Raw genomic sequence first — 13,631 nt, forward strand, 5'->3', positions numbered from 1 at the left:
AAAGTTTTTCCCAAAAAGACATTTTTTAAATCCCAACACATTCAATAATAAAAAACAAAAAGTCCTGAAAAATCAGGACTTTTATATTGTATGTATATGTTGATTAGAAGAATTTTCCTCTATTTCTCATATTAGGATTGTGCATATGCTTCTGCATGGTCGGCATTTTCAACTGATCTTTCATCATTTTGATTTGATCCGTCATCATTCCTGCGCTGTCTAATCTTTTCGCTTCTTCCAGTAATTTCTGCCCTTCCTGTTTTCTTCCTTTAGAAATAGCCGCTGCTGCAAGATTTAAAGTAGCCATCGCTCTGTCATGTTTCATATTCAAACCATATTCCAAAGCTTTCTTCATGAAAGGTTCTACTTTTGCAGGATGGTCCTGAGCTTGTGTCAACCCTAATAAATAGTGAAAATATCCATATTGAGTTTTATGAAGCTGTCCTTTATAGTCAGTTATTTTTGACAACCATTCGCCGGCTTTTTCCATATTCTGTTTTCTCAGTTGCCAGAATGCCAACAGGATATATTCATTTTTAAAGAATAGTAAGATCGGGGATGAAGCTAAAAGAAAAACAACAATACCCCATCCAAGATTTCTTGTGAAAATCATCAGATAAAGTCCTGCAAGGATAAGAACTGCTGCTATTGCAATTTTTATGTATTTATTCATTATTAAATTTTAGAAGTGCAAAGATAATAAATTTAAGGCTTAAAGTTCAAAAAGTCAATTGTGAATGGTCAATTCGCTGCGCTTGTTAGTTTTGTACCTGTAAGAAATCACGATTCACTTTGCGAAGCAAAAATTCACTATTGATCTCTATGCTTCTTTTTTTATTTTTTCAAACGTCTGGAAACAGAAATCATACCCATTCTTTTCATCTTTCTCGTGGCAGATTTCGTTTGTTTTTTTCCAGATTTTCGGATCTATTTTCGGAAAGAATGTATCAGCTTCAAGGTCTGCCTTCACCAAAGTAACTTCAAGCTTATCTACAACCTCCATAGTCTGTTCGTAGATATTTCCTCCGCCGATAACGAAAACTTCTTCATCTATCTTTTTAGCAAACTTCAATGCTTCCTTGATACTTCCTACAATAAGGATTCCTTCTTCAAACCAGTCTTTCTTTCTTGACACAACAATATTGGTACGGTTCGGAAGAGGTTTCCCAATACTTTCATATGTTTTTCTTCCCATGATAATCGGATGCCCTGAAGTAATATCTTTAAAATGTTTTAAATCTTTAGGAAGATGCCAAAGCAACTGATTATCAAAACCAATCTCATTTTTCTCTCCCATTGCCACCACTATTGTTGTCATTCAAATAATTTTTTACAAAATTAGCACATAATTTGTATATTTGGTTAGCACAAAAAATTTAAAAAAATAAACTATGAAAAATAAAGGATGTTTGGGCGCCGGAACAATTGGTATTGCCCTGCTTATCATTGTTGCTGTTCTATTCTTCTGGGGAAAAAGCGGATATAATAATTTCGTAACCAAAGAACAGACGGTCAACACAAAATGGTCAAACGTAGAAACGGTGTATCAGAAAAGAGCGAACCTTATTCCTAACCTGGAAAGAACTGTAAAATCGTATTCAAAATTTGAGCAGGAAACTTTAACGAAGGTTGTAGAAGCACGTTCTAAAGCTACTTCTATCAATATCGATCCTACGAATATGACGGACGCTGATATTGCTAAATTCCAGGCAGCACAGGGTGAACTATCCGGAGCATTGAGCCGATTGATGGCTGTAGTGGAGTCTTATCCAAACTTAAAAGCAGACCAGCAGTATATCAACTTCCAGAGAGAATATACCGCTATCGAAAACAGCATCAGAACAGAAACTGTTTATTACAACGAAGCTGCACAAGATTACAACACTTCTATCAAGACTTTCCCGAATAATATTCTGGCGAATTTCACCAACTTTAAAGAAAAGCCTTATTTCAAAGCTGAGGCAGGTGCTGAAAAAGCCCCTGAAGCATTCAAATAATAATGGGTAATTTCCTTACAAATCAACAGATCGCTTCCCTTGTGGAAGCGATTCAGTCTGCGGAAGATCATTCTACGGGAGAGATCAGGGTACATATTGATTCCAATACGGATAGCCGTGATGCAAAGACAGCATTTGAGGTTTTCAAAAAGCTCAATATGGACAAAACCGCTGAAAGGAATGCTGTTCTTTTCCATGTTAATTTTGAACAAAAATATCTGACTATCATTGGAGATATCGGAATCCATGAAAAGGTAAAACAGATTTACTGGGATCATCTTCATGACTATATTACTGCTGAATTTGCCAAAGGACATTATTACCAGGCTCTGAAAAGTGCCATCCTGGAAACAGGACTTGAACTCAAAAAACATTTTCCTGTAGAAGGAGAAAATCCAAACCAACTCTCAAATGAAATTACGTTCTCTTAAAATAGTATTTTCATTTTTATTGCTTTGCTTTTACACTTTTGTATCAGCACAATATACTATTCCTGAAAAACCGGCCGTTCTTTATCCTGTTTTTGATGAAGCCAATCTGCTTTCTCAGCAGGAAAAAGATGCCCTGAATAGTAAACTGATCAAATTTGCAGATACTACCTCAACGGAAATTGAAGTAGTGATTATCCGTTCTACCAAAGGAGAGGATGCCAACTTTCTGGCGACCATGTTCGGGCAAAAATGGAAAATCGGAAAAAAAGGAGTAGATAACGGTGTTGTTTTCCTTATCGCGACAGAGGACAGAACAATGTCTATCCAGCAGGGACGCGCCGTAGAACAATATCTTACTGCTTCAGTAGCAGGACAGATCTTAGATTATATTGTAACCCCCAACTTCAAGAAGGGACTTTGGTATGATGGGATCAATGGTGGAACCTCAGCCATTATGGAAGCTGTTCAGGGGAAATTCAAACCTGTGGCAACAACGGCTCCTTCCGGTAATGGAAGCGCTTTTAAGGTTCTGATTATTGCTTTCGTTATTTTCATCATTATAGCCATACTTTTCGGTAACAGAGGGGGTGGACGCGGTGGAAATAATGACGACGATGATGATGTAATCATTACAAGAAAAGGACGCAGAAATTATCCCGGAGGTTTCTTCCCATTCCCTGGCAGTTTTGGCGGTGGCTTTGGAGGTGGAAGTTCCGGCGGAGGCGGCGGCGGATTCGGAGGTTTCGGCGGAGGCGGAAGTTTCGGAGGCGGTGGTGCATCCGGCGGATGGTAAAATCAGTCAATCATTTTCAAAATATATCAACAGATCAGGTCACCAGGACCTGATTTTTTATTTAAAAACCTAAAATAACATAGATTTTTTAACTTTTCTTAATGTTAAATTGATTTTTTCATATTAAAAATTAATAAAAACCCATAAAAACCATCTTTTATTCAATATTTTTTTCTTAAATTTACTGAAAACAGGATTATGAAGAAGACGCTGGTAGTATTTGCACACCCTTATCTGGAGCACTCCAATTCGAATGTAGAGCTCATCAATTTCTACGTTCGCCACCAGCATTATACCCTAAGAGATCTTTACGAAGAATACCCTGATTTTCATATTGCAGCCTTCAGAGAAAGAAAACGTCTTAAAAATTATGAACGCTTTGTCTTTCAGTTTCCTCTGATATGGTTTGGAATGCCACCTCTTCTCAGACTATGGATTGATGAAGTTTTCGACAGAGACTGGCTGAAAGAAAATGAGCATAATCCTCTGGAAGGAAAAGAAGTCTATATTCTGGTAACCACCGGCGGAAAAGAAAGATCTTTCAGTAAAACCGGCACTTATCAATATACAATCGATGAGCTGATCAGCGGGCTGATTGTTTCTTTAAAAGTTTTCAAAGCAGATATCAGGCACATCAAGATCGTATACGAAGCTAATAAGCTGTCTAAAAAAGAAATTATCCTGCATAAAAAAGAATTTACAGAACTTCTCAATCAATAGCATATGGAATCCAGCTTAGCGATGAACACATTAATTTTCCTGGGTGTAGCCATTATTATGGTTCCATTAGCCAGAAAATTCGGGTTGAGTTCTGTAATCGGCTATATTTTAGGAGGAATCATTATAGGTCCTTATGCCCTTAAACTTACGGGAAACAATGTGAATGACATCATGCATGCCAGTGAATTTGGGGTTATCATGCTTTTATTTCTTGTAGGACTGGAACTTGAACCCCGGAAATTCTGGGAAATGCGAAAGAAAATAATGGGTCTGGGACTTTCTCAGATGGCACTCACTATTCTCTTACTTTTCTTAGTATTCATCAGTGTCGGCTGGAGAGTAGACAAAGCAATTGCTGTTGCCATGTGTTTTGCCTTATCTTCCACAGCAATTGTTCTGCAGACATTACAGGAAAAGAATAATCTCAAAACCACAGCAGGAGAAGCTTCGTTCTCTACCTTGCTGTTTCAGGATATTTCTGTGATTCCTATTTTGGCAATACTGCCTATTGTAGCAAACTATAAAGCCAAGCATCATGATAATGATATTCAGATTCTCATCCAAAAGCTGCCGGAATGGCTTCAGGCAGGAACGGTAATTTTCGGAGTAGCGTTGCTTATTTTATTGGGAAGATATGTCTTTGTTCCATTTCTGCGCTATGTTTCAAAATCAGGAATGACTGAGCTGTTGACCGCTTCTTCCCTATTCCTGGTCATAGGTGTTTCAGAGCTTATGGTTGTTATCGGCCTTTCACCTGCATTGGGAGCTTTCCTTGCCGGGGTAATGCTTGCCAACAGTGAGTTCCGTCATGAACTGGAAGCACAGATCGATCCTTTTAAAGGACTGTTGTTAGCCGTTTTCTTCGTTAGCGTGGGATCAACTATCAATTTTAATATTATTCAGAAAGATCCATTGTTTATCTTCAGTACCGTTTTTGCTGTGCTGGCCGTAAAATTCGTTGTTTTATATACCATCGGAAAGTTTTTCAGGATAGATACTCCGCAAAGTCTTTTTTATGCGTTTGCGCTTTCTCAGGTAGGAGAATTTGCATTTGTACTGCTCAATTATGCATCGGATCTTTATCTTTTAGGTCCTGAAATGAATGCACAGATGATGGCAGTCACTGCAATTACGATGTGTATCACTCCAATTCTTCTGATCATTAATGAGAAGTTTATTACTCCGAAATTCATTAAAGAAATTCCGGAAGAAGAGCATGATTTTAATATTCTCGGAAGTGATGTCAGTCAAAAGAAAATTATTATTGTAGGTTTTGGGCATTTCGGAAGTACCGTAGGACGTCTTTTAAAAGCCAATAAAATACCAGCAACAGTTCTGGATCGTGATTCTGACCGGGTAAAACTGCTAAGAAGCTATGGATTTAAAGTATATTACGGTGATGCTACCAGAATTCCTATTTTAAGGGCTGCCGGAATTGAAGATGCTGAAATTTTGGTTTTGTGTCTGGATGATCCGGATGATAATAAGTTCATTGCAGAACTTGTGCGTGAACATTACCCTGAGGTGAAAATTTTTGTGAGAGCCAAAAACAGGATTGATGCTTATGATTATCTGAACAGCGGCGTCAATCATATCTACCGTGAGACATTAGGAACAGCTGTAGATATGGCTGTGGATGTACTTCATGAAACAGGAATGAGAAAATATGCAGCGAGACGTCTCGGGCAAAGGTTTATGGCTATTGATAAAGCCTCTATCAGAAAGCTGGCAAAAATGAAGGAAAATGATGATGATATTACGTTGTTTACCACAAAAGAAATCCTCCAGCGTGAGGAGGAATTATTAGCTTACGATAATCTTAATTTTGATAATAAAAATTGGGAGGGATCCTCATCCGCTGATGAAGAAGATGAGGATGAATCCCAGGATTAGTTTATTGAATGCTTACGCTTCCGCCGCTGCTTTCATCTTTGATCACATTCTTCAGATCTCCTTTTTTCGAGATATCTACGCTTCCGCCGGATGAAGCACCTGCTTTCACACTGGAAACAGCACTGATATGGATACTTGCACCACTGGAAGCATCTGCTTCTACATTATCAGCGATAACCCCTTTAGCAGAAACACTACTGCCTGAAGATGCACTGATATCTGCTTTTTTCGCTTTTCCGGAAATATCAAGAGTAGAACCTGATGAAGATTCAATATCAAGGTTTACTGCCCATATTTTACCATCGAAGCTACTACTGCTGCTTATATTGATATCCATATCATTAGCTTCCAGATCTCCGGAAATACTTCCTGCACTTGATGCTTCTACATCTGTTTTTTCCTGAGTAAATTTATCTTTTATGATAATTCTCGCGGCAGAATCGGCCAGAAGTTTATTAAAATCTTTGGTATAAATTTTAGCCGTCACTTTGCTGATGTTCATCACTCTGATGCCTGGTTTATAATGAATATGCAGTTTTCCGCCATCATTATCTACAAGAATTTCATCGATAATATTCTGAGGTGCTGAGATTTCTACCTTTTCTGTTTCAGATTTTATGATTTCAGCTTCTATTGCCTGGGAAACCTGAATTTCATCAAAATCTCCGTTAAATTCTTTATGCTGTATCGGGCCGCTTTCTTTGCTCACTACTTTTTCTACCCAGTTACTCTTGTCTCCGTCTCTATCTCTGTTTCTGTTCTCATGTTTATCATTACATGAAGCTAATGCCGCTAAGGCTGAAAAAATAAATAAAGTCCTTGTTTTCATGCTTATTTCTTTTGTTAATTATTTTTGTTGATTTCTTTAATTAAATAACAACTAATTTATAAAAAATATTACATTACCTATGAAAATACTGCAATTGTCTGCAATACAGTTTTTTCAGAATGAAACTGATGTACTCTGTAATACCTAACTTATTCATTTTAAAACCACTCACAAAACGGTTTGAGTAAATACGTCTGTCAAAATAGATTCTATGAGACAAGTTTTTAATATCTTTATGCTTTAATAACAACTATATTTATGAAGAATATTTCATCGGTATTATTAATTTCTGCCTTGGCGTTCAATCAATCTTGTACTACAATGAAACAGACCGATATTCAACAGGAGCTACCTGCACCTGATCCCTCTTTATCTTCAAATCCTTTTATGAAGAAGAGCAAGCTTCAATACGAAGCTCCGGAGTTTGACAAAATCAAAAATGAGCACTTCAAACCTGCTTTTGAATATGGTTTGAAGCAGCATGAAGCCGAAATTGTAAAAATTGCCAACAATCCGGCTGCCCCTACTTTTGAAAATACAATTGTTGCATTGGAAAAAAGTGGTGAAGTCTTGAGAAGAGCACAAATTGTATTCTCTAATCTTACAAGTGCAAATACAAACCCTACATTGCAGGCATTAGACGAAGAATATGCACCTATTTTTGCAGCCCATTCTGACAAACTGTACCTGAATGAAAATCTTTATAAAAGAATACAGTCTATCAAAGAAGATGGTCTGGATTCAGAAAGCAAAAGACTTGTACAATATTATAAGCAGAATTTTGAAATTGCAGGAGCTAATCTTTCCGCAGCTGATAAAGAAAAATTAAAACAGATCAATCAGGAACTGGCTTCTCTTTCTACACAATATTCTAATAAATTATTGGAAGCAAGAAAGCAGGGAGGTGTATTTTTTGCTGATGCAAAAGAACTGGACGGACTTTCTGCTGATGAAATTGCAGCAGCAGCAGCTGATGCTAAAACAGCAGGTCAACCTGGAAAATATCTTCTGGCTTTACAAAATACAACACAGCAGCCTCTTTTACAAAATTTGAAAAACAGAGCTACCAGAGAAAAGCTATTCAAAGCTTCATGGACAAGAGCCGAAAAAGGAGATGCTAACGATACGAGATCAACTATTGAAAAACTGGCTAAACTGAGATTGAAAAAAGCTCAGATTTTAGGAAAGAAAAACTTTGCTGAATGGAAACTTCAGGACCAGATGGCAAAAACACCTGAAGCGGCTACTAATCTGATGAACCAAATTGCAACTCCGGCAGTGGAAACAGCCAGACGTGAGGCAAAAGATATTCAGGATCTTATTGATCAGCAAAAAGGTGGTTTCAAAGTAGAGCCTTGGGACTGGAATTTCTATGCTGAACAGGTAAGAAAAGCTAAATTTGATCTTGATGAAAGTGAAATAAAGCCTTACTTTGAAATTACAACAGTTCTTGAAAAAGGTGTTTTCTTCGCTGCTGAAAAATTCTATGGACTGACTTTCAAAAAGAGAACAGATCTTCCGGTTTACCACCCCGATGTAGTAACCTATGAAGTTTTCGATCATGATGGAAAATCTATCGCTATCTACTATCTGGATTTCTATACAAGAGATTCTAAAAACGGAGGAGCATGGATGAGCAATTTCGTTGAGCAGTCTTATTTATTAGGAACAAAACCTGTAATCGTTAACTGTTATAACTATCAAAAGCCTGCTCCAGGAAAACCTTCATTAATCAGCTACGATGATGTTTCTACTATTTTCCATGAATTTGGTCACTCTATTCACGGAATGTTTGCCAGCCAGAAGTATCCTTCTCTTTCAGGAACAAATGTACCGAGAGACTTTGTAGAATTCCCGTCTCAGATCAATGAGCACTGGGCTTTAGATCCTGTAGTTCTGAAGAATTATGCTGTACACTATGAAACAAAACAGCCTATTCCTCAGGCTTTGGTAGAAAAAATCAAAAAAGCATCTACTTTCAATCAGGGTTATATGACTACCGAATTGGTTTCTGCTGCTGAACTTGATATGGATTGGCACACCGTAAGCAATGACAGCCAGTTTATTCCTGTTCTAGATTTTGAAAAGCAGTCTTTAGCAAGCCATGGATTCAATTTGGCAACGGTTCCGCCAAGATATCACACTCCTTATTTTGCACACATTTGGGGAGGTGGATATTCTGCAGGATACTATGCTTATTTATGGTCTGAAACTTTAGATAATGATGCATGGGAATGGATCAGTAAAAACGGTGGATTAACCAGAGAAAATGGTGACCGTTTCAGAAAATACATTCTTTCTGTAGGAAATTCTGTAGATCTTAACCAGGCATTCAGGGACTTTACAGGACATGATCCGGATATCAAACCTTTATTGAGAAACCGAGGTTTTATTAAATAATCATATGATCATCAATACAGGTATAAAAGTATTGTCCTCATTAATCATTCTGACTTGCTTTTCAATTAAAAATAAAAGATTGGAAAACAGGTCAGAATCTTTATTAAAAAAACATACTGATACAATTGCCAATAAGGAATTAGAAGAATATATTAAAGAAGAGAGAAAACATTTGGATTCCCAATGTGTTGCTGAAACGGCAAGAGCCGAAGCAGATATAAAAAAAGGCAAGCTTGTCTATTTTCATTACTTTGGAATGGTAGAAAGTTACAGAAGCAATGATGAAATGGATGTTCTTTTGAAACAAAATAATATCGAAACAGGAACTGCACTTTATTACTGCACGGTTCCACTGGAACTGCAAAATTGTTATGAAGGAGTAATGTCAAAGGAAATCGACAGAAAGTTTGGGCCAAAGTTTATTGACTCTTTGAGACACATCGCAGATATACAATACGTAAAAAAAAATCTTAACAAAATCTATGATTTTGAAGAATGCGACACCATTTCAAGGTATCCGGGAAGCAAATCCTACGGAAGTTTTTTTAAAGATTATGAAAAAAACTTTTGGAAAAACATAAAATATCCGGATGAATTTGAATACCGGAAAGACAAAGATTTTTACTCTTCCATTTCTGCAAAATTTACGCTGCATAAAGATGGGAAAGTCTCAGACATAGATATTAATCTTACCTTCCAGAATAAAAAAAATTATAAGTACTCATCCTACTTTATCAACGAAACTAAAAATTTTATAAAAAAAACAAAATGGGTCCCAGCCAAGACTATGGGAATAACAGTAAACAGCAGGGTTCCTCTCACATTATTTTTTAAATAACCATGAAAAAAATTATTACAGCAACATTATTATTAGCCTTTGGAGCAATATATGCACAAAAAGGGCAAGCAAAACCACAGGCCAACAAAATAGACAACAAGCTTGTAGGTCTATGGAAAGGAAGTGAAAAAGATCAGCAGATTGTTGGTATGGAAAAACGTTGGGTAATGGAAAGAAAAGCAGACGGTACTTTTATGCTTATTTTCACAGCTATCCAGGATTGCAACATCGATCAGGTCATCGAGAGAGGTCAATGGTGGATTGAGAAAGGAGAATTTCATGAACTCCACTTTAATTCAGGAAAAACAGACATCTATACTTATACGGTTATAGATCCATCACATGTCAAATTCAATTCAAAAGAACAGGCGTTGGATATGGCAAATGCTAATTATAGCTTTATTGATACTAAAATTGATGAAGACAATCAGTAAAAAATAACGGGAAGCATTCTTTAAATAGAGTGCTTCTTTTTTTAGATTTAAATTGACATGACCTTTTAAATCCGAGAAAAGTATAGAATTTATTCAATAGAAATTTTCATGTCTCAAGTTTTGGCTAAAGCCGTTGGATTTTGTTTGTCTATTTTTTAACGGGCTAAAGCCCGTTTCTATTGAATTTGAAATACTTTATGATAATATTTGGGCAAAGCATTAAAATGATAAAACTCGTGAATCAAAACCCTGTTCTATTGATATTTATTATTTTTGCAATTCAACATTTAAAATACAATATATGGATTGCCCCTGCTGTTCAGGAAAATCATACGAAGAATGCTGCAAGCCTTATCATACCGGAGAAAAGCATGCTCCTACTGCTGAAGCACTGATGCGTTCAAGATTCTCTGCTTTTGCCATTCCGAATGGCGAATATCTGATGGAAACTACCCTTCCGGGAAAAAGAAAATACCACAATAAAAGAGATCTTCAGGAATGGGGAGAAATCAACCAATGGACAAAGCTGGAAATTATCAGGACTCCTGCTTTAAATCAGGTAGAGTTTAAAGCTTATTATACAGATCAGGACGGTCATCCGCAGCTTCATCATGAGTTTTCCTTTTTTCAGAAAATGCATGAGCGCTGGTATTATGTTTCAGGGGAGTTTTTGGATTAATACGACGACAAAGAACTTTATACTTTTCTGTTATAAACCACCCCGTCAAAAATTCTTTGAATTTTCGCCACCCCTCCGGAAGAGGGGAATGCCTCAGTAAATATTGTACATTGATACATAAAAATCCCCACAGAACTGTCTGTGGGGATTTTTTATCTTTTATCCAAAAATGATTGGATTAATATTTTTAGTGAGCATCTGTCCCGTCAATTCCGTGAGCGTGACCGTGAGCCAATTCTTCCTCAGTTGCCGGACGAGTGCTTAAAACTTCCACATCGAAATCTAACACTTTTCCTGCCATTGGGTGGTTAAGATCCGCAACTACAACTTCTGGTGTTACTTCTACCACAAATGCCTGGAAATTGTTCCCCTGGTTATCAGATAAAGGTAAGATAGCTCCGATAGGTGGAGTTCCTGATTCTTTAAACATCTCAATTGGCAATTGAGCGATAGCGTCAGGCTGTCTTTCACCATAAGCTTCTTCAGGCTGAATTACAAAAGCAGCTTTATCACCAGCTTTTAAACCTAAGATATTTTGTTCAAACTTTGGAATCATCATTCCTACACCATACAAAAATGTAAGTGGATTTTCTGCTGTTGTTTCTTCTACAAGAACTTTAGTTCCGTCCGCTTCGATAGTGTGAAGAATGTAACGTACAGCTACAACGTGATTGTTTTCGATTGTCATATTTTTTCTTTTTTTCGTGATTGCGTTTCACGATTAATGTTACAAATATACTATTTTTGAAATGATTCGGTAAGCTTGGAAATTAGGAGATGGAAGAAGGAACTATGAATGGCATAAAGAAAAATAGATCTTCTTTTTACAGCTTTTATTTTTTTCTGCCCTCCTCTCTTTTTTTCTGTCTCAGGACAAAGAGATACAAACTTTCTACTTTTGTTCTTGCCCAAGGTGTTTTTCGCAAAAATTTCAGAGAAGAACTGATGCTCGGATTATCTGTAAAGCATTTTATATTGATCTGCTCACCTAACTCTTCAAAGCCCTGATAGTATTCTACCAATTCTTCAAGGATAGCATCAAGCCTTTTTCCGTGTAGAGGATCTTTGGACTGTTGTTCCATCTTTTTTTTTGCAAAATTAATTTATTATAAGTTTATACGGAAATCCACACCCCTTCTTCCCTTTTTGTTTCTTATTTTTGATGAAGCTATTTTGTAGCTGTAAAAATTATTCGTTATCAACCAATATGAGTAAAAACAACGAAGCAAACAGAAAGAAAAATAAAAAGCAAATTGATCAGAAAAAACGAAAAATACAGAATGCAGAAGCAGAAAGGAAAGCTCGTTTAAAACAAATTCTGGAAGATTTCAAAGTAAAAGAAGAAACAGATAATCAACCATAAATCCGTTCATTATTCAACTTATTTACTTTAAACAATAATAAATTTTATGAAAATTCTGCATACTGCCGACTGGCATTTGGGAAAAAGACTGGACCGCTTTTCACGTATGGAAGAGCAAATTCTGGTAATGGAAGAGATCATAGGCATTGCCGATGAGGAACATGCAGATCTTATTCTTGTTGCCGGTGATCTTTTTGATAATTTTAATCCGGGAGTAGAAGCCGTTGAGCTTTTTTATAAAACCCTGAAACGTTTATCCCTGAATGGGAAACGTCCTGTGATTGCTATTTCCGGGAATCATGATTCTCCAAGCTTAATCAACGCTCCTGATCCACTGGCCCGGGAATGCGGAATTATTTTAATTGGCCATCCCAAAGCAGAGATCAAGCCTTTCGGAACAGAATATTTCAACATTTCAAACTCAAAAGCAGGTTTTATAGAACTAAAAATTGAGGGTATAAATTTTCCAGTAAGAATCCTTCATACCCCTTTCGCAAATGAAATCCGTTTAAAGGAATATTTTGGCGAAAATAAAGAGGAAGAAATCAATAAAGTGCTTTCAGAGACATGGAAAAACCTCGCCGATCAGTTTTGCGATGATTCCGGAGTTAATCTTCTGACTGCCCATTTGTATATGAATAAGAGGGGTGCAGAAATTCTGGAAGAACCTGAAGGAGAAAAACCCATTAAAATCGGGAATGCAGATTTGATATTTTCCGACACTATTCCTGGACAGATTCAATATACGGCATTGGGTCACCTTCATAGCTTTCAGAATATCGGAACGAAAGAAAAGCCCGTTGTTTACTCATCTTCTCCCCTTTGCTACAGTTTCAGTGAGGCAGGGCAGACAAAGTACGTTTCGATTATTGATGCGGAACCGGGAAAGGCAGTTACCTACGAAAAAAAAGCATTGAAAAAGGGACGAAATTTAGTAAGAAAAACATTCTCCTGTGTAGAAGATACAATTCAATGGTTAGGCGAAAATCCCAACACATTTATAGAACTTACACTGGAAAGTGAGACTTTTTTAACAGCTGATGAAAGAAGGTTAATTTATCAATCTCATAACGGAATTGTTCACCTTATTCCAAAAGTCAAAAACCGGGAGCTTGCTGAAGAGCAAGGCCATGAAATCAATTTAAATCAGAATATTGATATCTTATTTAAAGATTATTTTAAATCTAAAAACGGCGGACAGGAAGCCAATGAAGAACTGATGAATTTGTTTAACGAAATTTTAAATGCATAAGC

Annotated in this window: 16 protein-coding genes; 11 read left to right on the forward strand and 5 right to left on the reverse strand. The window is 36.8% G+C overall.

Translation table 11 applies throughout. The features are described from left to right. Positions 1–103 precede the first annotated feature (103 nt). On the reverse strand, positions 104–673 hold the full coding sequence (locus ACLMCG_RS17550) for a DUF2892 domain-containing protein (protein ID WP_149835090.1): 570 nt from the start codon (positions 671–673) through the stop codon (positions 104–106). 147 nt (positions 674–820) lie between these two features. Then, the gene (locus ACLMCG_RS17555; RefSeq protein ID WP_142719875.1) at positions 821–1,318 is read right to left on the reverse strand and encodes a dihydrofolate reductase; all 498 of its coding nucleotides are present in this window, start codon (positions 1,316–1,318) and stop codon (positions 821–823) included. 73 nt (positions 1,319–1,391) lie between these two features. Here ACLMCG_RS17555 and ACLMCG_RS17560 point away from each other — a divergent pair, with 73 nt between their 5' ends. The 5 genes from ACLMCG_RS17560 to ACLMCG_RS17580 all read left to right on the forward strand — a co-directional run bounded on the left by ACLMCG_RS17560 (position 1,392) and on the right by ACLMCG_RS17580 (position 5,834). Continuing rightward, on the forward strand, positions 1,392–1,997 hold the full coding sequence (locus ACLMCG_RS17560) for a LemA family protein (protein ID WP_047423924.1): 606 nt from the start codon (positions 1,392–1,394) through the stop codon (positions 1,995–1,997). A 2-nt stretch (positions 1,998–1,999) separates the two neighbouring features. Beyond that, complete coding sequence (locus tag ACLMCG_RS17565) at positions 2,000–2,428, forward strand: TPM domain-containing protein (RefSeq protein ID WP_223601021.1); 429 nt, start codon at positions 2,000–2,002, stop codon at positions 2,426–2,428. Next, positions 2,409–3,221 (forward strand): TPM domain-containing protein, encoded by an 813-nt coding sequence (locus ACLMCG_RS17570; RefSeq protein ID WP_413960412.1) that lies wholly within the window; start codon positions 2,409–2,411, stop codon positions 3,219–3,221. The genes ACLMCG_RS17565 and ACLMCG_RS17570 overlap by 20 nt, the downstream gene beginning before the upstream one ends. A 198-nt stretch (positions 3,222–3,419) precedes the next feature. After that, positions 3,420–3,941: an NAD(P)H-dependent oxidoreductase gene (locus ACLMCG_RS17575; RefSeq protein WP_223601019.1), complete on the forward strand. Its 522-nt coding sequence runs from the start codon at positions 3,420–3,422 to the stop codon at positions 3,939–3,941. A gap of 3 nt (positions 3,942–3,944) precedes the next feature. Next, a complete protein-coding gene (locus tag ACLMCG_RS17580) occupies positions 3,945–5,834 on the forward strand; it encodes a monovalent cation:proton antiporter-2 (CPA2) family protein (protein WP_413960413.1) in 1,890 nt (629 codons plus the stop codon). A 1-nt stretch (position 5,835) separates the two neighbouring features. On the opposite strand, the gene ACLMCG_RS17585 is transcribed toward ACLMCG_RS17580, so the two are convergent. Beyond that, positions 5,836–6,663 (reverse strand): GIN domain-containing protein, encoded by an 828-nt coding sequence (locus ACLMCG_RS17585; protein ID WP_223601017.1) that lies wholly within the window; start codon positions 6,661–6,663, stop codon positions 5,836–5,838. Between the two features lie 258 nt (positions 6,664–6,921). Between ACLMCG_RS17585 and ACLMCG_RS17590 the strand changes: the two genes are divergently transcribed. The 4 genes from ACLMCG_RS17590 (at position 6,922) to ACLMCG_RS17605 (ending at position 11,014) form a co-directional block, all read left to right on the forward strand. After that, positions 6,922–9,063, forward strand: a complete 2,142-nt coding sequence (locus ACLMCG_RS17590; protein WP_413960414.1) for a M3 family metallopeptidase — start codon at positions 6,922–6,924, stop codon at positions 9,061–9,063. Positions 9,064–9,142: 79 nt separating this feature from the next. Further along, positions 9,143–9,901, forward strand: coding sequence for a hypothetical protein (locus ACLMCG_RS17595; protein WP_413960415.1), 759 nt, complete (start codon positions 9,143–9,145; stop codon positions 9,899–9,901). A 2-nt stretch (positions 9,902–9,903) separates the two neighbouring features. Further along, a complete protein-coding gene (locus ACLMCG_RS17600) occupies positions 9,904–10,335 on the forward strand; it encodes a hypothetical protein (RefSeq protein ID WP_223601014.1) in 432 nt (143 codons plus the stop codon). 301 nt (positions 10,336–10,636) lie between these two features. Then, entirely contained in the window at positions 10,637–11,014 is a 378-nt protein-coding gene (locus tag ACLMCG_RS17605) for a YchJ family protein (RefSeq protein ID WP_213278050.1), read from the forward strand. Between the two features lie 187 nt (positions 11,015–11,201). Here the strand turns inward: ACLMCG_RS17605 and ACLMCG_RS17610 are convergent, their stop codons facing one another. Together ACLMCG_RS17610 and ACLMCG_RS17615 are read right to left on the reverse strand one after the other, a co-directional pair. Then, on the reverse strand, positions 11,202–11,702 hold the full coding sequence (locus ACLMCG_RS17610; RefSeq protein WP_213278049.1) for an FKBP-type peptidyl-prolyl cis-trans isomerase: 501 nt from the start codon (positions 11,700–11,702) through the stop codon (positions 11,202–11,204). Positions 11,703–11,847: 145 nt separating this feature from the next. Beyond that, the gene (locus ACLMCG_RS17615) at positions 11,848–12,096 is read right to left on the reverse strand and encodes a VF530 family DNA-binding protein (protein ID WP_413960416.1); all 249 of its coding nucleotides are present in this window, start codon (positions 12,094–12,096) and stop codon (positions 11,848–11,850) included. A gap of 125 nt (positions 12,097–12,221) precedes the next feature. Here ACLMCG_RS17615 and ACLMCG_RS17620 point away from each other — a divergent pair, with 125 nt between their 5' ends. Further along, positions 12,222–12,377, forward strand: a complete 156-nt coding sequence (locus tag ACLMCG_RS17620) for a hypothetical protein (protein WP_167498927.1) — start codon at positions 12,222–12,224, stop codon at positions 12,375–12,377. 46 nt (positions 12,378–12,423) lie between these two features. Then, on the forward strand, positions 12,424–13,629 hold the full coding sequence (locus ACLMCG_RS17625) for a metallophosphoesterase family protein (RefSeq protein WP_413960417.1): 1,206 nt from the start codon (positions 12,424–12,426) through the stop codon (positions 13,627–13,629). Positions 13,630–13,631: the final 2 nt, after the last annotated feature.

Origin of the sequence: Chryseobacterium sp. S90 (assembly GCF_047444895.1) — a bacterium.
Taxonomy (GTDB): domain Bacteria; phylum Bacteroidota; class Bacteroidia; order Flavobacteriales; family Weeksellaceae; genus Chryseobacterium.

Coding starts and splice junctions, on each gene's coding strand:
- ACLMCG_RS17550 (WP_149835090.1), bottom strand. CDS start 673: ATGAATAAATACATAAAAATTGCAATAGCAGCAGTTCTTATCCTTGCA.
- ACLMCG_RS17555 (WP_142719875.1), bottom strand. CDS start 1,318: ATGACAACAATAGTGGTGGCAATGGGAGAGAAAAATGAGATTGGTTTT.
- ACLMCG_RS17560 (WP_047423924.1), top strand. CDS start 1,392: ATGAAAAATAAAGGATGTTTGGGCGCCGGAACAATTGGTATTGCCCTG.
- ACLMCG_RS17565 (WP_223601021.1), top strand. CDS start 2,000: ATGGGTAATTTCCTTACAAATCAACAGATCGCTTCCCTTGTGGAAGCG.
- ACLMCG_RS17570 (WP_413960412.1), top strand. CDS start 2,409: ATGAAATTACGTTCTCTTAAAATAGTATTTTCATTTTTATTGCTTTGC.
- ACLMCG_RS17575 (WP_223601019.1), top strand. CDS start 3,420: ATGAAGAAGACGCTGGTAGTATTTGCACACCCTTATCTGGAGCACTCC.
- ACLMCG_RS17580 (WP_413960413.1), top strand. CDS start 3,945: ATGGAATCCAGCTTAGCGATGAACACATTAATTTTCCTGGGTGTAGCC.
- ACLMCG_RS17585 (WP_223601017.1), bottom strand. CDS start 6,663: ATGAAAACAAGGACTTTATTTATTTTTTCAGCCTTAGCGGCATTAGCT.
- ACLMCG_RS17590 (WP_413960414.1), top strand. CDS start 6,922: ATGAAGAATATTTCATCGGTATTATTAATTTCTGCCTTGGCGTTCAAT.
- ACLMCG_RS17600 (WP_223601014.1), top strand. CDS start 9,904: ATGAAAAAAATTATTACAGCAACATTATTATTAGCCTTTGGAGCAATA.
- ACLMCG_RS17605 (WP_213278050.1), top strand. CDS start 10,637: ATGGATTGCCCCTGCTGTTCAGGAAAATCATACGAAGAATGCTGCAAG.
- ACLMCG_RS17610 (WP_213278049.1), bottom strand. CDS start 11,702: ATGACAATCGAAAACAATCACGTTGTAGCTGTACGTTACATTCTTCAC.
- ACLMCG_RS17615 (WP_413960416.1), bottom strand. CDS start 12,096: ATGGAACAACAGTCCAAAGATCCTCTACACGGAAAAAGGCTTGATGCT.
- ACLMCG_RS17620 (WP_167498927.1), top strand. CDS start 12,222: ATGAGTAAAAACAACGAAGCAAACAGAAAGAAAAATAAAAAGCAAATT.
- ACLMCG_RS17625 (WP_413960417.1), top strand. CDS start 12,424: ATGAAAATTCTGCATACTGCCGACTGGCATTTGGGAAAAAGACTGGAC.